This is a genomic window from Paenibacillus tyrphae, assembly GCF_024158745.1.
In the GTDB taxonomy this organism is placed as follows: Bacteria; Bacillota; Bacilli; order Paenibacillales; family NBRC-103111; genus Paenibacillus_G; species Paenibacillus_G tyrfis_A.
This window is the reverse complement of the sequence record NZ_JAMZAW010000027.1, coordinates 58,519-83,901: the sequence shown is the minus strand read 5'-3', so window position 1 is coordinate 83,901 and position 25,383 is coordinate 58,519. Positions and strand designations below refer to the sequence as shown.

The window sequence follows — 25,383 nt, the reverse complement described above, 5'->3', positions numbered from 1 at the left end:
TAACGTTTGTGTCGCAAAGCGTTTAAGCCCATATGTTTTTGTCGTTGCCTCGCGACAGAAACATATGGGCTTCGGATGATAAATAGTATTTTTTTATAACTTACTTGACGTATTCAGCCATTACAATACTTCGATATACCCTTCTGTTCCATTCAGCCGGATTCTTTGTCCGTCTTTGATCAGCTTAGTAGCATTCTCCACTCCGACAACTGCTGGCAAGCCATATTCACGTGCGATAACTGCTCCATGGGTCATCAGTCCGCCAACTTCGGTGACTAAGCCTTTGATGGATACAAACAATGGTGTCCAGCTAGGGTCAGTAAACGAGGTGACTAAAATATCTCCATCTTCCAGATCGGCATCTTCCATATTTAAGATGACACGTGCTCGCCCCTCGATCACTCCGGAAGAAACAGGCAGACCTACAATAGCTTCAGCTGGGAGATTTTCTCGTTTGTACTTGCCTGCAATGATTTCGCCATCAGACGTGATAACACGGGGCGGAGTTAGTTTTTCATATAATTTGTACTCGTCTTTTCGTTTGCTGATGATCTGGTAATCTAGTTTATTTGTGCGTACGAGTTCGTGAAGTTCTTCAAAAGTGAGATAGTATATATCATCTTTTTCATGAATAACGCCCGCTAGTACGAGCTGTTCGGCTTCTTTCAGTAAAGCCTTCTTATAAACGAAGTAGCGATTAATATATCCATATTTTGGATATTCCCGATATCCAATGAGATTCCGGACTAGGTCGATCATTCGTTTTGTCTCCTTGGCTTTTTGTTCGCCATCTGGTAACTGCTTCAATCGATCTAATAACTCTTGTTCTTTTTTCAAAGCTTCCTGTCGCCCTTGCTCAAATTTCCGCTTTCCGGCATTAGGCTCAAAGTTTTTGATGTTACCCAGAATCATGGGGACAAGTGTAATTGGTTTTTCGCTCCAACGGGTTCTGGTAATATCGATTTCTCCGGCGCATCGCATTCCGTATTTGTTGAGATAAGCACAGATCGCTTCTTGGGTTTCCTGTCCGCCATTAAATTTAACCAGTTCATCTAAAAAGTGATCATCTTTTACATGTTGTAAATAATTAATGACTTCCGGATAAGGACGTATCACATCTGCGACATCCATTAGAGCCAGACCCATTTCCGAAGTGATATTGTTTGGTACAGATTGAGACAGCGTATCTGCTGCGTTTTTTTCACCCAACCACTCCATCATTTTTTCATTGATCCATGATGAAGCATTCATAGCAGTCATAATCACACCAAAGCTTTGTGGATCAGATATCTTCCTCTTCCTTAATTCCTGGATATCTTCCAGGATAAAATCAAATAGATCCGCTCCTGATTTCGTTTGGATCTTATGTTTTAACTCTTCGATCGATGATTCACTTCGCTTAATCAAATCAGAAACGACTGTCGGATCGTAATCGTTTAGTGTTTGATAATTCGCAGGCGCTGGACCTTGATTGCTTTTACCGTAACTCTGTTCTTTCTTATCATCCGGTATCGATTTTATAAAACTTCCCCGCTCTATGACGGTCGTCAATGCATCTTTTATGAGCGGATCGTTTTTTCCCAGGACATTTATTAAAGTTTCCCTGCCGGAAGGTGAAGCCAGCATAAGTGAAACATCAACAAACAACCTTCCGCCGGCTTTACGCATGGGCGCGGGAGTTAGTAACAGATAAAAAGACAATCCCAATGGTTTCATGGGATCGGTCATCATTTGTTGATGACCGACAGATACGTAAACGTGATTTTCTTGATCATTCGCTTCAGGGATCGGGTATAAAGTCGTGATTGGCCGACTCTGGACAATATAAAATGTATCGTGGGCCAAACACCATTCGATATCCTGTGGGTAACCAAAATAAGCTTCGATCTGTCTTCCGATACGTGCTAATTGTAAAATTTGTTCTTCAGTAAGGGTTTGAATCTTTTGCTGATCAGGATCGATCTGCCGTGTCTCTGTTCCGCCTTCTTTTCGTCCATAGATAGCCAATTTTTTGGTTGCTATCCTCTTATCGACGATGTGCCCTTCCTGTACTTTATAACAATCGGCAGATACCAAGCCAGAGACCAGTGCTTCTCCAAGTCCAAAACTGGCATCGATTGATAGCAACTTCCGGTTGGAGGTAATCGGATCAGCGGTAAATAATATCCCAGAAGCCTGCGGGAAAACCATCCTTTGAACGATAACGGATAAATAAACTTGGCTGTGGTCGAATCCGTTTTGCATACGGTAGATTACCGCGCGATCCGTAAATAGGGAAGCCCAACATTTGCTGATATGCTGCAAGATCGCTTCCTTGCCGATGATATTTAAATAGGTGTCTTGTTGACCGGCAAAAGAGGCATGTGGTAAATCTTCAGCAGTCGCACTTGAACGCACTGCATAAGCATGTTCCTCGCCAAACTGGGAAAGATAGTGAGCAACTGCTTTCACAACATCGGAAGGAATTTCTGCTTCCATAATGATTTGTCGAATCTTCCTGCTGATTTCGCCAATTTGATCTCGATCCTCTGCTTTTAGCACGGATAGTCGATCCAACAAAGCATGATACGTTTCGTTTTGTTCGACGGCTTGTTGATATCCCACGGTTGTAACACAAAATCCTTCTGGTACTTGTATTCCTTCAATTTTTGATAATTCCCCTAAATTTAACCCTTTTCCGCCAACGAGCAAAAGCTGTGTTTTTTCCATTTCCTGAAAACCGAGAACCAAAGAACTCATTCGACATCTCTCCTAATCATTAAAATGAGAAAAAACATTTGACAAGAGCTTACCGGCATGGTACACTTAAAGTGTAAGATGAAATGACTTTACCCATTCAAATATACACAGTCGTAATCTGATTATATCATCGTGTCTGTTTATGTGCAATATAAAAAACCTGGTAAATCTGTCCAGGTTTTTTTTGATTTCCGTTCAGACTAAATATTTCGTTCCTCATACTCAAAGGGTTCTTCACACGAGTAAATTTCATGGAAAAATCCCTTATACGGGATATCGTCTTCCAGGCATTTTATGAGATACGATAGCTCCTCGTCACACTCCGGCTCTTCGCCATTATTCTGCATCACCTCAAATGCATCTACAATATTTTCCATGAGGGTTGCATTGATAAATAAGGGCAACTTATCCAACATCGTATTATCGATCCCGGTCTCGGATCTGTATCCCTCGAGGACTGTTTTAAAATAATCATCCATAAACTTTTTGCGTTTACCGGCGTCTGGTTCAGCTGCTATCCAGCCCACCCCGTGTGTCCAGAGATCTGCTAGGTCATACATATACCAACCGAAACAAGAATTATCAAAATCATATACGGTTATTTGCCCAGTATCAAAATCTATCGAATAATTCCCATCGTTATAATCAAAATGGATCATACCGAAAGTCTCCTGATTCCTGTCAAATCCTTTTAAGGTATGAAGGAGTTGTACCAGCTTCTCCTTAAGCAGAGAAAGGGAATCAGGTATCAGTTTATCGATATATTCGGCATTGTATTTGTCGAAAAAACTATACCGGCGATGGACAGGTGTATATTCTTTCGATAATTGGTGCAGTTTTCCCAGGACTTTACCGCAATTATAATAATATTCGGTAATTGGAGCTCCTTCCCGGTACCGATAATGATTTTCTACAAGCATTTTTCCCTTGGCCTTTTTAAACAGGCAGATAAAAAAGGTATGATTGTTATGAGTGATTTCTTCCAGCTGATTTCCCTTCCTGGAGCTGACTACATCCGAGACACTTCCTCCATGCTCGAATAAATACCTGACATACTCAACTTCTCCTAGAAAATCTTCTCGGTTCCTGTCAGGTAAGAAAGCGATTCTGAGGATTTTTGCGTCAGCGCCCTCTTTCTCACAGGTATATACGACATTACGCCCCCTGGTATGTGCTTTAACCGGCTTGGTTTCGTAACCTTCCAACCCGTACAACTCTGATATTAATGGAAGTAAATATTTTTCGGCGAGTTTAACAACTTCGTTATAATTCATAATATGATAACCACCTTGTTTAACATTGATACATCACTACTTTCAGTTTTTTCCATTTTACCGAAAAGTGCCAATTAAATTCTAGGGGAACTTTCTATATAATAAAATTCAATTTTCAAGTTAAAATTTTATGAAGGTAACCGTAAATTTTGTATAGGCATATTTCTCACTCTCAACTTTAATCAAGGCTTGATGTGCTTCGATAATGGCTTTGGCAAGCGCCAAGCCAATTCCTACCGAATTATGTTTTTTAGAACCGCTCGCTTTGTAGAATCGATCAAAGATATACGGCAGCTCCTCGGCTTCAATTCCTTCTCCAAAGTCTTGAATCATCAGTTCCGTATAGATCGGTGTATCTTTGACTTGAATCATGATTTTACCGCCGGGTTTGGAATGCTCGATCGCATTCTTCAGCAGGTTCAACAAAGCTTCTTGCATCCACATTTTATCGTGAACAACGACTACTTCTTCTGGCGCATCCCAATCAACCGACATATGATTATCACTGATCATGCTTGCTAGACGCTCCAAAACTTCCTCTATGGTCTCCACCAAATTTACTGGTTCTTTATCGAATGATATGGCTCTGGCATCGATTTTCGCGATTTTCAACAAATTTTGAATCAAGACATTCATTCTGGAGATTTGAACATCATTATTTTGCAATAGTCGAACTTGCTGCTGGCGGGGCAAATTTTCATTCAACATCATTTCATTATAGATGGATATTGTTGAAAGCGGTGTTTTTAATTGGTGGGATATATCTTGCAGCATTTTTCCTAGAAACTCTTTCTCTTCCAGCAGATCCTGCATGCTTTTTCTAATAATATCTTTCATGGATCGAAATGAAGCCGCCAGTTTGGCGAGATCCCCTTCTTTATTTTCATTTATGACAACCGAGTAATCTCCATCGATTATTTTTTTTGCCGCCGAAGCGAGTTGTTTAATTTTATTGAAGATCATCTTGTATTGCATATAGGTTGCCCCAAACAACATCAATCCGAAACAAATCAATCCCCACAAAATAGATTGATTATGGCCGAAAATATGGTTATTTAAAAGGGGAAAAAGCTCCGTCTCCAAATCTTCATACAATCCATACTGTCTGAAGATCTCTCTTCCTTTTTCCTGATACTTGCTTGAATCGGACGAGTGGCTTGTTAAGACTTTCATAATTTCCGCTTCATTCTCGGGATGTTGTTCAACCAATCTGGCAGTAATTTCGCCCCAGGCTGCAATAGAATCGGTCTTCAATTGATCATAAAACAGTTGGTGTTCAATAAACTGGTAGATTGTAAACAGAGATACTAGGACAGCCAGTATCGCCATATAAGCTTTGAATTCGGTAATTTTCATCATCTTACTCCCTGCTCACATCTTTATTCCACCGATAACCCAATCCTCTTTGGGTGACGATAAACTGCGGATTTTTGGGGTCATCTTCAACTTTGTCTCTTAAACGCTTAATGTATACAGATAACGTGTTTTCATCAAAAAAAACATCATCTCCTACCGTTATTTTTAGCAGGATTTCATCTCTTTTTAATGCTTTGTGGGCGTTCATCATGAATGTTAGCAGAAGCTTATATTCTAAATTCGTTAATGGAATGCTTTCATGATTTTTATAAACTTTGACTTGGCTCGTATCGATTTTTATGTTCTCAGATGTTAAGATCGCTGAAGAAGTATCCAGCCGCGCTTGTTTCCGCAATTGCACTTTCACTCTGGACATGAGTTCCTTGACTCGAAAAGGTTTCGTTATATAATCGTCCCCGCCGATATCCAGTCCCATCACCACATTTGCTTCTTCATCAAGGGCGGTTAAGAAAATAACGGACGAATCGTTTTGTTTTTTGAAATGCAAACATAAATCATAGCCATTTCCATCTGGAAGGCCGATATCCAGGATAGATAAATCAAAAGTATGACGATCAAACTGCTGTTTCGCTTCTTTTACACTAGAGGCTCTAACCACCTCATAACCTTCATTAATCAATGAAAATTCAATGGCCAGACCAAGAGCCTCATCATCTTCAACAAGCAATATTTTATTCAAGTAGGTTCTCTCCTTTTCCTCTTCCCTATTCAGCCATCGACGGACAAATCAGAACAGCCCGACTATATAATATAGCCAGGCCTCGGTATTATTGTTCCCTGATAACATCAATGAGATTATCTTTTTGGATTTTTCTCAGCGGAACTAGAACAGATAAGTAACTGATGAACAAAGCGGAAACAAACGTTATGAAACAAGCCTCGTAGGGGATTGTCCATTGGATCTTCAGAATACCGGAAGCAGCCAAATATATAATATAAGAAAGTATACAACCGAAAAAGATCCCTTGCAAACTTCCGGAAAATCCGTAAATAAGCGCTTCATAGATGATCATTTTTTTCAAATCTCTTTGTGACATGCCAATGGATTTTAACGCGGCCAGTTCTTTTCGTCTGATAATGATGCTGATCGTAATCGTATTGAGGATATTGAGACTTCCAATCAAAGAAATGACCGCAATAAAACCATATACAAGCACTTTAATAACAAGCTTTGATTCATCCTTAGCTTTATTCTCATCCAGGTGATTAACGATTGTAATGTCGTGGTTTGTTCCAACGGTCTTCTGGATGTTCGCAACGGTCGCGAGAGATTGAGTCGTATCCTTCAAATTGATTCTAATACTGGAGTCCTGTTCGTAAACTTCGGATACATTGTCAACCGACTTCAATAGTTCCCCGGTTTGCTGTCTTTCTACTGAAGAATCAGGACCAACATGTTTCAGAACGATGGTTAGATCCGATTTCGTGGATGAATCGTTCACATATTTGGATGCAAAGGCGATATCCATTATAGACGAGAAAGTAATAAACAAAACACTGCTTATAATGATGGATAGGATCGTAATCGTATAACGATTTTTATTTCTTTTTACGTTTTTCAAGGCAAGGCTTAAGGGAAAAGATACAGGCTTTCTCAGCGCGGTACTCTTTTGTTTTGTGATTGTTTCTTTCTTAATTGATAACCTGCTGCTGATTGCCAGCAATGGGGATATTCTGCCCGCAAAAAAGGCCGGGTAATAACTTGACGCTAATACGGTCATCAGGGTAATGATCGAACTGATCAATAAAATTGGCCAATCGATATGAAAGAACGAAACACCTGCGCCATCTTCTAATAAAATCAAGAAAACGGATTGGAGAGCAGCAAGCGCCAATAAGCTGCATACAATCCCGATCGGTATGGCGATAACAGCCAGTACGGCAGCTTCTCTTATAACGATTTGTCTAATTTGCTTTCGCGTAGCGCCGATGCTTCGGAGCAAGCCGAACTGCTTCATCCGCTCTACGACGCTAATTTGAAAGGCGTTGTAGATGACAACAACCGTCGCGATCACCACAATACTGACGACGATGACTAGCATGGCCAGAATCGATTGATTCGATTCCGGTTTCAAAACTCTGATCAATTCATCATTGATCACAATATTTTTGTCTTCAGTAAGTGACTTTATTTCCTCTAAAACCTCGTTAAAGTTCGCTTTCTGGTTTATTTCAATTAATATCCTGCCTTCTCCAGGAGCAAAATCGGCTTTATATGTTAATAACCGGCCCATTTTGCTTTTCTGTGTAAACTCGCGATTATCCAGTAAACCAACCAGTTGATATGTTTTTCCATCCAATTCAAAGGAGCCGCCGATCTGAAGATCGTTTTTGATATAAGCAAGCGCCCACGAATCGACAACAGCTTCATGGTCATTGGCCGGTAATTTGCCATCCTTGAGACTGTAGGTTAAAAACCCCAAGGCGCGATGATCAGCGAAATTCATTTGCACAGAAATGTCTCCAACCGGAACGATGCCACCCTGAGACATCAAACCAAACGATGCAATTTGGGGATTATATCTGATTTTATTTAATATCGCTTCATCGTAATTTGAAATGATGGCATGAAAAGAAACTCCATTTAATTTCTTGATTCTCTCAATTTGGGAGAGCTGTGATCCTTTCATAAACAGGCCGATCGTAGAAATTAACGCTACGGAGAGTACGATTCCGACCAAGGTCAAAATGGTTCGTTTGATATTCCCCTTTAAATATTTGCTGCTTAATTGTTTATAGCTGCTGATCAAAATCATTCTCCTCCAGCCTATGTCTTTTTCTCAGCTGCCGTTGATCGGAAATGATTTTACCGTCTTCTATCGTAATGATCCGGTCAGAAGCCGATGCAATCGTTAGATCATGCGTAATCAATACAATGGTTTGATTGTATTTTTTGGCCGTTAATCTTAATAAATCCATGACTTCCTTCGTATTTCGCGTATCCAGATTACCTGTGGGCTCATCGGCCAGAATCAAATGCGGCCGGTTTATAAGCGCCCTGCCAATGGAAACCCGTTGCTGCTGACCGCCAGATAATTCAGAAGGCAAGTGATTCTTACGTTCAAGAAGCCCCAGGATTTCAATAATTTCATTCAAATACGCCATATCTACCGGTTCATCATCCAATAACGTAGGCAAAGCGATATTTTCCTGAACATTCAATACGGGGATCAAATTAAAGAATTGAAATATAAACCCGACTTTTCTTCTTCTGAATATCGAAAGCTCATCATCTGTATAATTATAAATATTATGATCCCCAATAAATACTTGTCCTGAACTTGGCCGATCCAACCCTCCTAAAATATGCAGGAGTGTACTTTTTCCAGAGCCGGAAACACCTACGATGGAGACAAACTCTCCTTGCTGAATAGAAAGACTAATCCCTTTTAAGGCATACACCTTATTATTGCCTTCACCATAACTTTTATCTACATTTTCCATCCGTACGATTTCCATTCCGTCCGTCCTTTCAACATTCGGCTCATTCTTGCACATCTACAAAATTCACTTTGTCTTCGCTGCCTGCATAGACGTTCTCGATTTCCTTTAGAATCTTGTTCGTCTCACCTTTATTCTTATAATCGAAACTGCCCTTTTGAAAATGAATCAATGTGATCATTGACTCGGCTTCGGTTAATTTGTTGTAAGTTTGGTCGTTAACAATAACAAGGTCCATCGTTGGTCTATACCCGATCCATGCCTGATGTTTAACATATTGTACGGGTACCATCTGACCGTTCAAATCGATTTGACCATTCTTCATTTCGAAATCACTTAAAGAGTAGAACAGATTATGACCAGTAGATAGTTCTTTTATGCTGGTAACAGGCTCTGAAATAATGGACGAGCTGTTAGGATCTTTTCTGGCTCTGATAATCCCCTTCTTGACGAATTGCTCGGCTGTGGATCGATTAACAACCGAATACTTGATCTCTCGGGTATCAAATTGTTGACCAGTTTCTTTTTGATCTTGCTCTGACAATTTAGTGGTTATTTTTGTTGTAACCAATTTCATTTTGTAGTCGATCGTTTGTTTGGTGTTATCTTTATACAACTGCTTGACTTTATTCGCATCTTTTTCTGTGCCGATAACTACAATACCATTGACCGATTGAGATGGACCTTCTACAAAACGTTTTACTCCAAATCCTATACCTGCAAAAATAACGATAACCAACGCGAAAACTATAATCTTTTTCATCTGACTGCTCCTTAATAAATTAGTTATGTCTGGATTATAAACGAGACTTTCATGCAAATGAATGACTCTTGTCTAACCATTTTGATCTTCTCGCTTACATTTTCGTAAGAATTGCCTTTCGAAGTCGCAGCCATGATGGAAGACTACCCCAATAATACAAAAGGCCGCTGATTTTCGCGACCGTTAAGCCAGACAGATTATTGTAGAAACAGTATCAATTCATTACGACCGCTGAAACAACAGGAAGAATGATCAGTGGTCCGGGCTATGCCGCCCGAACATTGGCCTTAGAATAAGAAAAAACGCTAAGTCGGTGACATCCGAAGGCTTAGCGTTTTTTTTCGTTAAGTTCAATAATTACAGATTGCTAGTAGTTGATGCCGGAGCAGCATAAATGATGCCCATCGTCGAGACGACGAACCAACGTTCGCCACTGCGGAATACGATACGGCGGTAGTTCGATGACGAACAGGGATTGTTCGCTCTTTGCGATCGTTAAGGAAAACGCTTAAGCGAAAGGCTGCCGATTCTGCTGGCAGCCCTGGCTGAGCATACTAAAGTGGATTTGATGCATTACACCAAGTATCTTCCCGTGATCGATTGCTCCGCCTGAATGATCTGCGAAGGTGTGCCCTCGAACACCACCTGGCCGCCCTTGCTGCCTCCGTCCGGTCCCATATCGATGATCCAATCCGCTTGGCTGATCACATCGAGGTTGTGCTCGATGACGATCACCGTATTGCCGGCATCCACGAGGCGATTCATGATCCCCAGAAGGTGACCGATATCTGACATGTGCAGGCCGGTCGTCGGTTCGTCCATCACGTAGATGCTCCCCTTCTTATGCAGCTCGCTTGCCAGCTTGATGCGCTGGCATTCCCCGCCCGAGAGCGTGCTGAGCGGCTGGCCGAGTGTAATATAGTTCAGTCCCACATCACTCATCGCCTGGAGCTTGCGCACAACCTCCTTTAGCTGGAAAAAATCCAATGCCTGCTCCACCGTCATCTCCAGCACTTCTGCAATTGACTTGCCGTTCAGCTTGTACGCGAGCACCTCTTCCTTGAACCGTCTGCCTCCGCATACTTCGCACGGCAGCTTCACGCTGTCGAGGAATGCAAGGTCTGTATACACAACACCTAGCCCTTGGCAGTTTTCGCAAGCCCCCTTGGAGTTAAAGCTGAACAAGCCTTGGCTCACCTTGTTCGCGGAAGCAAACGCCTTGCGTACATCATCCATAATGCCCGTGTAGGTCGCGGGATTCGAGCGTGTTGACACGCCTACCGCCGATTGGTCGATGACAATCGCATCCGGATGCTGGCTGAGGAATACTTCGTTAATCAGCGTACTCTTGCCCGAGCCCGCGACACCCGTAACTACTGTCAGCACTCCAGTTGGAATATCTACACTCACGTTCCGCAGGTTGTGCAGTGTGGCATCCTTTATGGACAGCTTGCCGGACGGCTGCCTGCAATCGTGCTTCAGTTGGAGCGGCCGCTTCATATAGTTACCTGTCAGCGTACCTGCCTCCAGCAGGCCTTGGAAGCTTCCTTCATATACGATGGTACCGCCGCGGCTGCCGGCATGAGGCCCGACGTCGACGATATGATCCGCCACCTTGATCACATCGGGATCATGCTCGACGACAATCACGGTATTGCCCTTGTCGCGCAGCTTCTGAAGCAATCCATTTAACCGGTGTACATCACGGGGGTGCAAGCCAACGCTGGGCTCATCGAAGATGTAAGTGGCATCCACCAGACTGCCGCTCAGGTGCTTTACCATCTTGACGCGCTGCGACTCGCCGCCGGACAGTGTATCCGTCTCACGGTCCAGCGTCAAGTAATCAAGTCCGATCTCCACCAGATGCTGCAGCCGCTCCGTCAGCGACTTAACGACAGGCGCGGCGACAGGATCGTCAATCTCCCGAATGACGCGGATGAGATGTCCGACCTCCATGGAGGAGAGCTCCGCAATGTTGTGTCCATTGATTCTGCAATTAAGCGCGGCCTGACTGAGTCTCGCCCCGTGGCAGCTGGAGCAGCTACCCTCGGTGATGTACGGCGCAACAGCTTGTTGTGTACGCTCAGACATCGTCTTCACATCCCGCTTGATGTACTTGTTGGTGAACTTCTCGATGCAGCCTTCCACCGTAATGTTCACTGTCTTCCCGCCGAACTGCGTCGCCACTTTCCTCGCCTTGCCGTACAGCAGTTGTTCCAGTTCTTCCTCCGAATAATCGCTCAGCTTCTTGTCGGGATCGAAGGGCCCCGACTGCACGATCATCGTCCAATCAAAACTGTCCACGGTATAGCCCGGCAGCATGATTGCCCCTTCATTCAACGACTTTGACTTGTCTAGCGCCTTGCTCATGTCGACGCACAGGCTGCGACCGATCCCGTTGCACTTGGGACACATGCCTTGCGGATCGTTAAACGAGAACATGTGCGCTTGTCCAACATAGGGCTGACCCACTCTGGAGAAGAGAAGACGGAGTATGGGAGAAATATCGGTAATCGTGCCCATCGTGGAATGGGAACCGCCTCCCAACCGCTTCTGATCCACAATAACAGCCATGCTCAGGTTCTCGATCGCGTCTGCATCCGGTTGCGGAAAACGCGGCAGAAAGTTGCGGACGAACATGCTGAAGTTTTCGTTAAGCAGACGTTGGGATTCGGAGGCGATGGTATCGAAAACGATCGATGACTTACCGGAGCCGGATACTCCGGTGAAGATCGTGATCTTCCGCTTGGGAATGTGCAAGGATACATTCTTGAGGTTGTTTTCCCTCGCACCCGAGATTACGATATACTCCTGATTCGATTCGCTCATGCTTAACATCCTTCCGATCGTATTAATTTTTACTCATATTCACATTGTATCATTCGTCGTGCGCTTGTCAGTTTGTCCGAATCAACATAAACCGGCTGCAAACTACATGCAGCCGGCTTATGTTGATTCGGGTCAAGCAAGGTTCAAAGCACCGAATGCGGTTATTGTTCCAATACCTTTTCAAGCTGGCCGCACCAATTACTCCAGCCATACTTAGCTCCATTGAGTGCTTGAGCATTGGAGATTCCGGTTTGTTCGAGATGAAGGTTAACCTTTCCGTCCCCTAAGTCCTGCAGCGTCCAGGTGACCGTGTGCTTCTCTCCTCCGCTGGCCCAAGTATAGGATAACCGATTTGGTGCGTCCACGATAAGCACTTCGCCGTCAACAATCCCATCCCACCATTCGGTCGGCTGAGTGCGAAACTGAAAATGGTGTCCTACGACGGGCTTAAAATCATTCTCCATCGCCTGACCGGTGTGGATATTGACCACCCACTTGGCAAGCTTGCTTGAATCGGTTAAGGCGGACCAAAGCTTCTCAATCGATGTCGTGTATTGAAAATCCAAGGATAATGTTAAGCTCATTCTTCTTCCTCCTCTAATAGTTGGTTCAAGCGCAACATATTCGCACTCCAGAACTTGCTATAGAAAGCCACCCAATCTTGAATTTCTCTGAGTGGAGAGGCATTAAGCCTAAATCGCGTTTCTCTGCCGACTTTTCGGTCAAGGACCAGCCCGGCCTCTTTAAGGATTGTCAAATGCTTGGATACCGCTGTACGGCCCATTTGAAACTGTGCCGTCAACTCATGAAGCGGTATCTCCTCTTTCTCTGCTAACAGACGAATCAGTCGGCGCCTAGTTGGATCTGCAATTGCGTCAAACACATCCCGCAACGGGTTGTTCTCGTTCACAACACTCTCTCCTAAATATTATTGCCAAGGGACAGCCGTTAATTTCACCACCTCCTCGTAATTGTTGCAAGTGAAACTTATTCAGGTTCCAAACTTTCCAAATGACTAACTGCTAATTGGACACCATTTAGTAACATTTTGATTATAGGTCACCATTTGGTGTCGTGTCAACCTCATTAATATACCGCACATACAGCCTTATTCCAATTCCCCATTTAATTACATTATGTAATTTTTCAAAAGAAAAAAGCCTCGGCGCAATGTACCGAAGCCTGTCTTCCAACGAATCACCTTCAACTAAGACTCCTAATTTAGTTGAATTAGCACCATTTGTGTTTTTCCCGCGGGCCTACCTGCCTTGCGCCTTATCGCCCCTTAATGTCATACAAGTGCTTGAGGCATGAGCGATGAGTTTACCGTTCTCGTCAGTAATATTGCATTGGACGAACCCGATGGTCTGTCCACACTTGTACAGCGTAGCATAGGCTATTATTTTGGCGTTCCACACAGGTCTAAAAAAGTTTACTTTCATCTCGATCGTAGTGAAGGTTTCGCCCTGTTGCAAGGAGGAACCGTAGGCAATACCCATGGCCATGTCGGCAAGAATGCCGATGATGCCGCCGTTGCATGTGCCTTGCGGATTCGCGTGTTGTTCCGAAGCCTGCATTTCATACGTGGCCTCGCCCTCTTCTACGCTAATTAACTTCAGTCCCATAAGGCGCTCAACGGGGGATTGCTCCAATTCTCCGTTCAGCACTTTCCGATAATACTCAAGAATGGTCATTTCGCATATTCACCTGCTTCTTTCCTCTGTCTCTGAATCAAATTATTCATCACCAGCGCGACGATCACGATGAGGGTCCCTACCAACTGCAACCTACCGACTTCAACGCCCTGGAGGGCACTGATCGTGACTGTCGTAACAGGGACGATGTTCATAAATAGCATACCGTTCTCCGGCTTCAAAATTTTATTGCCGACGTTCCATGTGAACACGGCAAGTACGCCTGCGATCAGAATCATATACAGCAGTTCCGACCCTGCGCTTCCAATCCTCTCCGCGCTTGGCATCGTCAAGGCTCCGAAAACCGTTGCCGACAGCACGATTAAAATATTCATCAAGGATCCGAAGCATGTTGTCAAAGCGGTGTAGCGAAGTGGCGACCAGCCTGCAAATTGACTAGCACCCATCGTATAAACGACCCAGCATAGAGCACCGAGCATAATCAGCAGACTGGCGCCAATGTGATCTTTGGCTTGAACGATTAAGGAGGGATCTCCATTCGTTATGACCAACAGCGCGCCTAAAAGCGCAATGAAAATTGAAATAAAAGTAGACAGCTTGGGTTTACTTTTATTCAAAGCCCAATTTACGCACGTCGTCATTAGTGGCATTAACGCCATGATAACGGAGGCAATGATTGCGCCTGACGGTCCGCTGAGCTGTTGTCCGACAAAGGTAAGGAAGCCGAAGCCCGAAAACCCTGCAGTGCCAAAAAATAGTAGCTTCCACGATTTCCCCTCCAATCGGAGAGCGTCCTTCCCTTCGAAAACGATCAGCATTCCCAGAAGAATGAGGCCAGCCCATATGTAGCGAATCGTTGTGAAATAGAACGGATCGAGAACCTTCAAGGCAACTTGCATGACGGGAAACATGCCTCCCCACGCCAGCACAGGAATCAAACAATAGGTGATACCCGTTAGTAAAGTGTTTCTGTTCATACTCAAAACCTTCTTTCTTGTGCTACGCGGATTTTCCGGTGGACTTGATCAGAACCTCCTTTTTTCCCATTCTAAACGAAGGTGAATAGAACAGATCGAATGGACTAGAACAGAAGGCAGGAGTTTCCTGTATAATAGAGGCACGCGCGTAATTGCTTATTTGCGGGATAATGGGCCTGGGGGCAAAACCTATGAAAAAAACAGTTGTTTCAAGCGGACATGCAGGCAAACTGTTTGAACAAATCTATGATTATATTTTGGATCGGATCCGTCGCGGTGAATGGAAGCCGCATGAGAAGCTCCCCTCCATCCGCTCGCTGGCGACGGAATTCAATGTGCATCGACTGACGGTCTATAAAGCCTATCAGCTACTGAAGGAAAATCGGATCGTTGAAGCGAAGGATAAATCCGGCTATTATGTGAGACCAGACAGCAGTCTTCCTGTAGATTCGCTGCATGATCCGATCATTTCCGCTTACGTGCATGAAAGCCATCTTTCTGAAATCCATCAGGTGCAAGCCGAATATGTACTGTCAAAATCGCTGCTCGACCCGAACCTGCTCCCAAATCTTTATTTTTCGGAATATGTGAAGCAAGTGTTCGGTTTGTATCCCAAAATGCTCGGCACCTACTTTACCGCACAAGGAGACGAGGAGCTGCGGGATGCGTTGTGCCGTTACTTTACCGACTGCCATCGGTTTCACTTGTCTGCAGACGAATTGTTGATCACTTGCGGATCGCAGGAGGCCATGGATTTGGTGGCAAGAGCGCTGGTTAAGCCGAGAGATGCCGTTATGCTGGAGCGTCCTACCTACAGCACGGCGATTGATATTTTCAGAAGACAAGGCGCAGCTATCGTTCCGGTCGAGATCCACCCGTACGGCTACGATCTGGAGCAGGTGGAGAAGCTGATGCAAGCCTACAAGCCGCGGCTGTTTTATCTCAATCCCACCTTTCAAAGTCCAACAGGCTATATCGTATCCGCCGAACAAAGGAAAAGGCTCGTTGAGCTTGCCGAGCGGTATCAATGTCTGCTACTAGAGGACGATCCTTACCGCGACATTTATTTTGGCGAAGAGCCGCCACTGCCTCTTTTTGCTTACGATACGGCAGGATGGGTCATTTATCTTCGCAGCTTCAGCAAATATATCGCTCCCGGCCTCGGCATCGCCATCGTTGCGTGCCGCCCTTCCATCATGAACTACCTGATAAAAGCCAAAATGTTGTCGGACAGCGGGACGCCTTTGGTGAATCAGAAAATTTTTCTGCATTATTTTTTCTCCGAGCGGCTGCAGCAGCATATGGAGAAGCTTCGCATTGCCCTTGCGGTCCGCAAGGATATCGTTGAACAGGAATTGTCCGCTACCGACTGGCAGTGGAACTCCCCTGCAGGTGGATTCAACTTATGGGTGAAGCTGCCGGAATCGGTGGAGATTGAACGTTTGCTCAGTACATGCATCAAGCAATCCATCACCTTTGTGCCCGGAGCGATTTGCGATCCGCTCAAGGAGTACAAATCATGGATACGCCTCAGCTATTCCTATCTGAATGAGCAGCTATTGAGAGAAGGCATCCGAAGGCTTGTCGAATTGGCAGACGGGAGCAGCGGTTCATTGAAGAAACAATAACAATTTTCACCTTAACGTAGCAAAAAGAGCGAGCGCTCGTGGAAAACCTGACCGCGAACCTCGCTCTTTTCTTTTGCTATATCGATGGCTATTTTACAAGCCAAGGCCGTTCCACCCTTTAGGCAAACCGGGTTCGGGTCAACTTATATTTAAAGCCTGCCGTGGTATTTGCCAGATATTCGCTAACAATCCAATCGTCATGACCTTGCCAGGTCTGTCCTAACGCACGACCAAGCTGGAGCTCGCCAGGTGAAAAAAAGTCTATTTCTTCTTCAAATTCCGGCAAAAATTGAGGTGTTCCCGGTTCCGTGTCGGAATCGGAAAAGTCCACTTCCTCGTCGCTTGCGAAAAAATGCTGCTGAGGCAAATCGTCCGGATCGATTTTGTTTTCGTCGGTATAATCATTCCAACCGCCGGCATCTTCTTTTTCACTGTAAACCGGAGCATATTGATCGAATGAGGCGGCCTTTGAAGTCTTACGATCCTGGGAAGCGGAGGCATAATATTTTTTGCCTGGAATGTCCAGCCCGCCTTCGGTCGTACCGGAGTCCAAAGTAAGTTCATTGACCTCGAAATATACCCCTTTCTCTTTACGGGTCGGCGTTTCAAATTGCGTACGTCTGCCATGCTGCCCTATATCATACTGCTCCGGACTCATGGCAGATGGAATCGTTCCACTTGGAAGTGGTTCCTGTTCTTGGTCGGTTGTGCGAATTTTTTTGCTTTTGCTCGCCTTGAAAACTTGCTTCTCGCCCGACCCCAAGATCAATCTTGTCTTCTCGCTTGGTTTCGTGATGGTATCTTCATAGGCTTGTTGATGGCCACGGGTCGCTTGAGGCGCTTTCTTAGTCTTCTTTTTCTTGTAGTGGTTATTCCGATCCGTAAGGTGCGCACTGGAAGTTCCAATGGAATCTTGAGCGAAATCTTCTAGCGTTGCTCCTCCATATTCCGATTTACGCTTGCCGGAAGGGCGACTCTTGATATCCGTATCGGTGAAGCTGGAAACCGGATTGGAACCGGCGTGGGCGGTCCAGTGAACTTTACCGCTTTTTTTCTCCTCAATGACGGTTAACGACATTTCGTCCAGTTCCTGTTCTTGGGATGCGGTGAGATCGTTGCTCCTAAACAGTTCATATTGATCGGTCATCGGGTTCCTGGTCCATTGCACTGATTTTTCATCCAGGCCTTCATGGGACATTGGATAAAAGACGGGCAGCATTCCCTTGTTTTCAGGCTTGTTGAAATGGGCATTATCGGTGACGGCGCCGATTTTCTTGTGATTTCGGTAGAAAGCTGTCCGGTTTTTCCTACGCTTGGCTTTTTCCAGATTTTTGGGATCTACGGCCTTGATTTTCGGCGCTTTGGCAGGGTCGGTATCTCCGCCAACATGGGCATAAAAAGAAGCCTGATCCGCATAATCGTAAGTTCGGGTGCGGTCCTCATGCTGGTCCCGAACTTTTGTTTGTTGATCGGGGGGAAGGTTTTTGAAATCATCGTCCTCCTCGTCCAGCTTGGCAAGGGCTCCCTTATACGTTACGAGTCTTTGTATGGTGTCCGTCTGTGATGCATTGGAATGAGATGCTCCGGAGTTGGCGCCGTTGCGATGTCCTTCTGTCGCAGCCTTTAATAGCTGTGCTGTATGCCGGTTGCCAAAAGTTCGCTGCAGGTAAGCGACATTCCGCGTCAAGGAGGAACCGGAAGAAAGCATGCCCCTTTGCTGTATGGAGTGAAGGTCCATGGTTTGCTCGATGGTTCTGCTCCGATCATTCCCGGCGTTGTTCTTTTGTTTTGACCTCGTATCGGCCTCTGTAGACGGTAGCTTCTTCACGAAAGGCACGCCCTTCCTTAATAGTGGACTTCATGTTATCCATGAATCAAAAACGATGATTTTCCAAAAATATGTCAATCACTTCTCTAATTTTAAAAAACTTTATATTCTCATCCGGTAAATTTGTTTATTCTCAATGATCCTTAGTGGCTGCGTCCATTCCTCCGAATCAGGCATCGAATCCAATGCATCCTCAACAGCCTGAAGCTTTGCATCCAGTGTATCGATATAATGCAACGCTACGGCCTCAGGTATTTGCGGCTGCACCGGGCTGCCCCATTCCCCGAGATTGTGATGAGAAAGAACCAAGTGTTGGAGTATAACGATTTTCTCATCCGAGATATCCATACCCAAAGCAATAGCAGCTTCAATAATCCAGTTTGCCGCTAATGAAATATGTCCCAGCAGCTTCCCTTTAAAGCTATAATCCGTCACAATCCCAAGCTCAGCATTCATCTCCTCAGGTTTCGCTATGTCGTGCAGTAGAATGCCGGCTTTGATTAGATCGAGATTAAGGAAAGGGCGCTGCTTTGCCACAAATTCACCGAGCTCAAGCATCCGACAAATATGATAAGCTAACCCCGCATAGTAAGCATGATGCATTCCCTTAGCAGCCGGATAATGCATAAGCCTCTCTTCTACCTTGCAGATACAGAACTCTACCACGCTTCTAACTTCGCTGTTCTGAATGCTCGCCGCAGTTTGCTTGATCATATGTACCAGATCAACCGGTTGAATCGGTGCTGATCTGATAAAGTCTGTCAACTTATACCCATCCTCTTCCGTTACCTTCCGAATTCGGTTAATCTTCATCTGAGGCTTTTCACGATACATTTGAACAAGTCCCTGCACCTTCACCAGCATCATTGGGAAGTATGTCTCTTTATCGACAGGAGAAACATCCCAGAGCTTCGCTGGGATTTCTCCACTAGTATCAGCCAAGACCAAATCAAAATAATCTTTCGGAGGTGTTGAATTGGTTTGCTTTACATCGGCTTTCTTCAGCAAATAAAATCCGATGATTTCGTCACCCTCAGTAAAAGTTCTTATCAAGGTCACTGTATTTCGCTCCTTACAATGTGGTCTATGAGTTATTCGACAACATACGCCTTATTGCCTTCTAGAAATAAGAGGAGTCGTAAACCCATTCCTCAATTTATCTAAAACATTCTCGCTTTACCAAACTGCTTGGCTTATACAGTGGGAGGTACCCTTTCATTAAGCGAACAAAAAAAGGATTCCCCACACCATGCACTGGTGTTCGGTGAAAATAAAGTATTAGACTGGAGTCGTTGATTTAATGCGATTTTAAAATTGAAAAATCGTCAGCTTTTGAATAATAAGTTTTAGACTGATCCATAAAACGAAGCAGCGGCGGACCAAGACTTGATAAATAAAGTCTTAGACTGCCGCTGTTATCATTCAAATATAGTACTCCGTTAGTTTAATCATTATATTCAACGATTAGCATAACGACGGTCTTAGTCAGGTCTCGCGATCGGCCCGTTCCATCTCATCATTGCTGCCAAAGTATAAATACTGAACTCTTCCGTTCTCTTCCCCCACAAATTCCACTTCCGCTAAGTCCTCACGAAAGAAAAAGCGAGTGTCGTTCAGGGGATACATTGCGAGAGGCATACCGTTATTGAGTCGCATATAAAGCCGGTCGTCCTCCACGACTACATCAGCGAATATAACTTGCCCCGCCAATTCATTGTTGAACCGGTACCTCCCAGCATAACGCTTGTATACAGAGGAATCGACTTTAGCGATGATTCTCTCTGCCGAGGGCAGCGGAATCTCGTAATCCTCACCGCACAGGATATGCTCCATCGCATCAACCACTTGCTGGTTATACTGAAGGTCTTTCTCCGTGTTTAACAAAACAATAAGCGTCATGTCTTGATCAATATATCGTTTCATGATGGTAGCATAGCCCGGCCATCCTCCGTTATGGCTTACGACGCGACCAATTCCCTCTTTTCTCTCAATAATCCATCCCAATCCATACTCGAAGGGTTGATCGCTGTTCATCAATACTGGTGTAAACAACTCTTCACGTAACGAAACATCCAGGAAATCGTCCCTGTACAAAGCCTGATCTAACTTCAGAAGATCATTCAGAGTACTGTTCACTGTGCCGTCACCTTGAATTCCGTCTAAATACCGTACATAATCCAGTTCCTTCAGAGTATCGGGTAATACAAAAGCCGCCTCGTCAAAGGAATAGACAAAACCGTAGGCGTAGTCGGGAATCTCCTCTTCTTCGCTGCGCCGATTGTATACTCTCGTTTGGTTCATTCCTAAGGGTACGAAGAGTTGATCCTTTAAAAAACCCGCAAACGTCTGTCCAGAAATTCGTTCAATTAATAAAGCCAGTATGACGTACCCTGTATTGCTGTACATCCATCCAGTGTTAGACGGGAACAACAACTCAGGCTTATACCGAATCAACATGTTTAACACGTCTTGATTCGTGGCGATGATAGAACGGTCCCAATGCTCAGAAAACAATTCCATGTAATCCGGCAGCCCGGATGTATGCCCCAACAAATGTCGTATCGTAATATCCGAATAAGGAAAATTGGATATCCATGCCGTCACCAAATCATCAAGTTCAACCTTACCGCTCTGCCATAGGAGTACAATCCCTAAGGCAGTTATAGGCTTCGAAAGTGACGCCAGCTCAAAAACAGAGTCCACAGTAAGCATTCGACCGTTTCGAAAGTCCGCCAGTCCAATCGTCTGCTTCAGCAACACTTCTCCTTGATCTGCGATTAAAAATGCACCGTTAACAGCATTCTGCTCACGAATAGAGGTCAAAAAGGCCTCCAAGTGCTCGCGCTTTGTCTTCATTCAGCTCCCCCTACATTTTTTGATTATGTGAAATTGCCCAGTAAAGTTTGTATGAGTGTAATTTCATGATCAGTCAATTCTATAGTACTTTACATCCGACTTACCGCCTGCTTAATTAAGAAAAGTCTCGACAATCATTCGCAACCTACCAGAATTGGTTGTTCTGGCACAAACAAATTAAATATTATACGATTCAATTAATTAGAAAGTTTCATTAAACTGCCCGTTCGCTTAGCGGGGCGTTGCCAGTCTAATACTTTATTTCCCGAGTTTATCAAGACCTAGATTTAGGAAAGTCAGATATAATAAAGGGTTCCACATATTATACATGACTAATATGTGGAACCCTTTATGCTTAACTATCGTACTCCGTTAGAATTCCTGTGGAACGAATATTTTAAGTCACATTGTTACTCATGTGGCATCTTGTCCATATCCATATACAACACATTCCATCGATGGCCGTCCAAATCGGCGAATCCGGCACCGTACATCCACACGTCCTTGTATCCGGGCTCTCCATATACAGTACCACCCGCGTTAACAGCCTTGCGTACCATTTCATCTACTTCTTCCGGGCTTGCCGCATCAATGGAAAACAACACCTCGGTTCCCTTCGTTGTATCGGCAATCTCATTTCCCGCAAAACCTTTGAAAGCGGACTCTGGAAAAAGCATCACCATCACCTTTTTATCGCCTATGACTAGACTAGGCCGGCCATCTCACTGCTGTTCATATGACGCGGATGAAGCGAGAAACCGATTTTGCTGAAAAACTCTTTTTACTTGCTCAGGTCTTTGACTGGAAGATTGATCCATAATTCTTTGGTCATAGTAATTCTCCTTTACATTGGTATTGGTCAACAGTAAGCTTTCAACCTCAAAATTTTGAAGTTTCTATTTTCGCCAACTATTTAATACAGTTATTGCATTTATTCTCCACTAAAGCTTTTGGCCCATTCAGCTACCCTACGACTACTTTCTTCTTCTGACAAATCCTCAATCCTAGTCATAATAGACCATCTTACTCCAAAAGGATCCAATATACTTCCGAATCGATCACCTGAAACAAAGCTTGCAACCGGTTCCCTTACTTTTGCTCCTCTTGCTACCGCATTTTCAAATACCTGGTCAACATTAATTACGTAAATTCCTAAAGAATAACACGCATTGTCTTCATCTGGCGGCAAGGCCAATTTATAAGTCGGATTCGCTGCTCCCACCTGTAAAAAACCATTTCCAAAATCTAATTCCGCATGAACAATTATTTTTTTCCCATTTCCATCAGGATATTCAGTAATATCCTTAACCCTTGCATTGAAAACAGTTTTATAGAACTCTATTGCTTCAGAAGGATTCTTCACTGTTATAAATGGTGTAATAGATGTAAAGCCGTTGGGTGTTCCATTCTTGTATATTTACCTGACACTCCCATATCTTTTATGCTTTCAGTCATTTTTACTCCTCCTTAAATGCTGATACCTTCATTGTATTGAATTCATCAACTCATAGTAATATTTAGAATCACTAGTCTTATTAAGGCTATACCAGGCGTCTAATGTTTTTGGAGAAAACACATCCAAAGCTTTCAAGATGTGTGCAGAAAATTCCAACGGAGCTATTCCAGATGCTGTGATCAGTTTTCCATCAGTTACAGCAGACTCCATTTTGTAATACTTTTCTCCTGTATAAGTGGGACAGATCATTTTAAGGTATTCCAGATCATTGCTTGTATGCCCACGTGAATTCAGCAATCCTGTCTGGGCAAGTCCCATTGTAGCACCACAAATCGCTGCAACCCATATACCTTCCCTTAAACACCTCTCAGCGATTTTTAAGAGGGGGTGGTGAATGGTTTCTGTCCATGTATCTCCACCGGGTAAAATCAATAGATCTGATCTTTCAATGCTGCACTCATCCAATTTGATGTCAGGCAGTATTTTCAATCCGCCCATTGTAGTTACTGGAGTCTTATCAATTCCCACGGTAACTATTTTTGATGGGGCCAGCCCCTTTTTATAATATCTTCCCGAGTTCAGTTCGGCAGTTAAGTAGCCTATTTCCCAGTCTGCCATTGTGTCAAACACATAAAGATATACCGTATTATTCATTTGCAAGTTCTCCTTATTTTACAATTCATCAAGTGATACCAACCATCCATCGGTAATCAATGATTATCATCATTATAAAATGACTTCACTGACATCCGCTGTCAGTGAAGCTATTAAAGTTGATAATATTCCATTAACTCCGACACAACACCAACAAGTTTTTCCTTCAAACTCTGTGGTTCGATTACTTGAATGGATTTCCCGTAGGATAAGAGAAAATAAGGAACATAGGTATGAATTGATTTTTCCTCAAGTAAAAAGATTGCTTGATTTGATGTACGCTCTTTCAGATGATGCCCCAAAAACCAATGCAGGCATAAGTCATCCAACGCCTCTGACCTACCTTCGATAATTAAAGCAATTAACCCGTCCTTGCCGACTAAATCAGGTAATAGATTTCGCAAAAAAAATTCCCGGGCCAAAAAAGCTTCGGAACGCTTAAATATGTTTTGAGTACGCTTGATTTGTAAAATCCGTTCTACCCGAAAGCTGCGGATCTCATTTCTCAGGTGGCAAAATGCAACAATATACCATTTATTGTTCCAGTAAACCATTCCATAGGGATCTATCACCCTAGTCTTGGGTTGATCATCACGGCGTGTGCGATAATCAATTTCTACAGAGAATTCGTTTGCTACAGCTTGCTCCAATTCCGCCAATACTGGCTGAATAGAAGGGTCTCCCATACGGTTTATAACTTCAAATCCGGCTAAATGACGGCTGAGAACACTTTCCTGTTCCTGATTCGAATACATTTTCAATTTGGATGTCGCATTACCTAATGCCTCACTCAAAGGGTATCCGGCTTCTTTTGCAAAAACAGCAGCATGAAGAAGTGCTTTTTTTTCTTCAATATCAAATAGCAGAGGTGCTCTGATAAAATTATTCAACAAGCTATACCCGCCATTATGACCAGTGTCGGATATTATAGGCACTCCACTGGCACCTAGCGCATCAATATACCGATAGACTGTCCTTATATTTATTTCTAACTTTTCGGATATTTGTTTTGCGGTCATTTTACCCGAATTCAGCATCCATAGGATTGCCAGCATATTATCGTTTTTTGGCATCACATATACCTCAGCTTTTATTAGGATCGCACTAAATTATTAGCTTTGCGAATCGCCTGCATCCCTTTATTCATCAATCTTTCAGCCTTTCAATCCTCACGTAGCATTCAACGTGTGTCGACTCCCGTAACTTAAACAACAATCTGCAATTTTTAACATTGCGGCTTCTACTCTCAACTCAACTTTCTGCTTTACCACAACTTGTGATACGGTTCACCGAGTATGATCTTAAACTAAGCTGCCCGTTAGCTGAATAAGCTAACAGACATTCCCTCAAATCTTTTGATAGACCTCCGCATAGGAAAACTTAAGTTGTTCTCGCAACTTTTTATTTTCTTCTTCGAGCTTCTTCATCTTTCGTTTTAACGACGCAATGATGGCGTCCTTGTTGTTTTCATCCATCTCTCGCTTAATTTGTTTTGGTGTCGGCACTTGAGCTTGCTGCTAACGAAGCGATTCAATGCGCACACGTATCTCAGGATTGTTATAGAGTGTTGCTTTGCTTACGCCAGAATCAGTTGCAACACTATTAAAATTGATGCCCTCTTTGGCTTTTACAAGCCGTCTAATCGACTCATCCCCTCTATCTGTGTCGTGCCCTAAAGACGCTAACCGTTGCAGAAACGGCCAACGGCGTTTTTCATTGTCTCCGCTAACGCCATCCGCAGCAGATACGTAGGCAACGAAGTCATCGGTCCGATCCAATTGTTTGAAGTCCTCTTTCATACGATGAATCACATCGATAGCGATCAAGAAAAGCTCCGAATCTACGATCGTCTTCTCAAATATGCGAGTGGTACTTTCGAAATCCGCATTCTCCCCTAATGCTTTCC

20 protein-coding genes and 2 pseudogenes are annotated in these 25,383 nt (G+C 43.9%); 1 reads left to right on the top strand and 21 read right to left on the bottom strand.

From position 1 onward, the window contains the following. Positions 1-120: 120 nt before the first annotated feature. The 13 genes from ppsA to NI000_RS30235 all read right to left on the bottom strand — a co-directional run bounded on the left by ppsA (position 121) and on the right by NI000_RS30235 (position 15,055). On the bottom strand, positions 121-2,739 hold the full coding sequence (gene ppsA / locus NI000_RS30290) for a phosphoenolpyruvate synthase (RefSeq protein WP_253415085.1): 2,619 nt from the start codon (positions 2,737-2,739) through the stop codon (positions 121-123). A gap of 200 nt (positions 2,740-2,939) precedes the next feature. After that, on the bottom strand, positions 2,940-4,013 hold the full coding sequence (locus NI000_RS30285; protein ID WP_253415084.1) for a phosphotransferase enzyme family protein: 1,074 nt from the start codon (positions 4,011-4,013) through the stop codon (positions 2,940-2,942). 120 nt (positions 4,014-4,133) lie between these two features. Then, positions 4,134-5,369, bottom strand: a complete 1,236-nt coding sequence (locus NI000_RS30280; RefSeq protein ID WP_253415103.1) for a HAMP domain-containing sensor histidine kinase — start codon at positions 5,367-5,369, stop codon at positions 4,134-4,136. Between the two features lie 4 nt (positions 5,370-5,373). Further along, positions 5,374-6,069 (bottom strand): response regulator transcription factor, encoded by a 696-nt coding sequence (locus NI000_RS30275; RefSeq protein WP_253415083.1) that lies wholly within the window; start codon positions 6,067-6,069, stop codon positions 5,374-5,376. Between the two features lie 88 nt (positions 6,070-6,157). Then, the gene (locus NI000_RS30270) at positions 6,158-8,140 is read right to left on the bottom strand and encodes an ABC transporter permease (RefSeq protein WP_253415082.1); all 1,983 of its coding nucleotides are present in this window, start codon (positions 8,138-8,140) and stop codon (positions 6,158-6,160) included. Next, the gene (locus NI000_RS30265) at positions 8,124-8,849 is read right to left on the bottom strand and encodes an ABC transporter ATP-binding protein (protein WP_253415081.1); all 726 of its coding nucleotides are present in this window, start codon (positions 8,847-8,849) and stop codon (positions 8,124-8,126) included. The genes NI000_RS30270 and NI000_RS30265 overlap by 17 nt, the downstream gene beginning before the upstream one ends. Positions 8,850-8,874: 25 nt before the next feature. After that, positions 8,875-9,594: a lipoprotein BA_5634 family protein gene (locus NI000_RS30260; RefSeq protein WP_253415080.1), complete on the bottom strand. Its 720-nt coding sequence runs from the start codon at positions 9,592-9,594 to the stop codon at positions 8,875-8,877. A gap of 367 nt (positions 9,595-9,961) precedes the next feature. Continuing rightward, positions 9,962-10,087 (bottom strand): hypothetical protein, encoded by a 126-nt coding sequence (locus tag NI000_RS37230; RefSeq protein ID WP_375541019.1) that lies wholly within the window; start codon positions 10,085-10,087, stop codon positions 9,962-9,964. 80 nt (positions 10,088-10,167) lie between these two features. Next, the gene (locus NI000_RS30255) at positions 10,168-12,423 is read right to left on the bottom strand and encodes an ATP-binding cassette domain-containing protein (RefSeq protein WP_253415079.1); all 2,256 of its coding nucleotides are present in this window, start codon (positions 12,421-12,423) and stop codon (positions 10,168-10,170) included. A 161-nt stretch (positions 12,424-12,584) separates the two neighbouring features. Next, positions 12,585-13,007: an SRPBCC family protein gene (locus tag NI000_RS30250; protein ID WP_253415078.1), complete on the bottom strand. Its 423-nt coding sequence runs from the start codon at positions 13,005-13,007 to the stop codon at positions 12,585-12,587. Next, positions 13,004-13,333 carry an ArsR/SmtB family transcription factor gene (locus NI000_RS30245; RefSeq protein ID WP_253415077.1) on the bottom strand — a complete coding sequence of 110 codons (330 nt, stop codon included), beginning with the start codon at positions 13,331-13,333 and terminating at the stop codon, positions 13,004-13,006. Before NI000_RS30245 ends, NI000_RS30250 begins: the two co-directional genes overlap by 4 nt. A 349-nt stretch (positions 13,334-13,682) precedes the next feature. Further along, positions 13,683-14,117 carry a PaaI family thioesterase gene (locus tag NI000_RS30240; protein WP_253415076.1) on the bottom strand — a complete coding sequence of 145 codons (435 nt, stop codon included), beginning with the start codon at positions 14,115-14,117 and terminating at the stop codon, positions 13,683-13,685. After that, on the bottom strand, positions 14,114-15,055 hold the full coding sequence (locus tag NI000_RS30235; RefSeq protein ID WP_253415075.1) for a DMT family transporter: 942 nt from the start codon (positions 15,053-15,055) through the stop codon (positions 14,114-14,116). Before NI000_RS30235 ends, NI000_RS30240 begins: the two co-directional genes overlap by 4 nt. A gap of 191 nt (positions 15,056-15,246) precedes the next feature. On the opposite strand from NI000_RS30235, the gene NI000_RS30230 reads away from it, so the two are divergent. Then, positions 15,247-16,683: an aminotransferase-like domain-containing protein gene (locus tag NI000_RS30230; protein WP_253415074.1), complete on the top strand. Its 1,437-nt coding sequence runs from the start codon at positions 15,247-15,249 to the stop codon at positions 16,681-16,683. Between the two features lie 118 nt (positions 16,684-16,801). Here the strand turns inward: NI000_RS30230 and NI000_RS30225 are convergent, their stop codons facing one another. From NI000_RS30225 to NI000_RS30190, 8 genes and pseudogenes are all read right to left on the bottom strand, one after another. Further along, positions 16,802-18,511, bottom strand: a complete 1,710-nt coding sequence (locus NI000_RS30225) for a hypothetical protein (protein WP_253415073.1) — start codon at positions 18,509-18,511, stop codon at positions 16,802-16,804. A 102-nt stretch (positions 18,512-18,613) separates the two neighbouring features. After that, positions 18,614-19,570, bottom strand: coding sequence for a 3'-5' exoribonuclease YhaM family protein (locus NI000_RS30220; RefSeq protein WP_253415072.1), 957 nt, complete (start codon positions 19,568-19,570; stop codon positions 18,614-18,616). 426 nt (positions 19,571-19,996) lie between these two features. Beyond that, on the bottom strand, positions 19,997-21,367 hold the full coding sequence (locus NI000_RS30215; RefSeq protein ID WP_253415071.1) for a serine hydrolase: 1,371 nt from the start codon (positions 21,365-21,367) through the stop codon (positions 19,997-19,999). A 410-nt stretch (positions 21,368-21,777) separates the two neighbouring features. Next, positions 21,778-22,053 (bottom strand): hypothetical protein, encoded by a 276-nt coding sequence (locus tag NI000_RS30210; RefSeq protein ID WP_309247947.1) that lies wholly within the window; start codon positions 22,051-22,053, stop codon positions 21,778-21,780. 245 nt (positions 22,054-22,298) lie between these two features. Then, positions 22,299-22,822, bottom strand: a pseudogene (locus NI000_RS30205) (VOC family protein). A gap of 28 nt (positions 22,823-22,850) precedes the next feature. Continuing rightward, entirely contained in the window at positions 22,851-23,477 is a 627-nt protein-coding gene (locus NI000_RS30200) for a type 1 glutamine amidotransferase family protein (RefSeq protein WP_253415070.1), read from the bottom strand. A 113-nt stretch (positions 23,478-23,590) separates the two neighbouring features. After that, the gene (locus NI000_RS30195; protein ID WP_253415069.1) at positions 23,591-24,550 is read right to left on the bottom strand and encodes a helix-turn-helix transcriptional regulator; all 960 of its coding nucleotides are present in this window, start codon (positions 24,548-24,550) and stop codon (positions 23,591-23,593) included. Positions 24,551-24,823: 273 nt separating this feature from the next. Beyond that, positions 24,824-25,129 (bottom strand): annotated as a pseudogene (locus NI000_RS30190) (DUF6262 family protein); the annotation flags it as partial. Positions 25,130-25,383 lie beyond the last annotated feature (254 nt).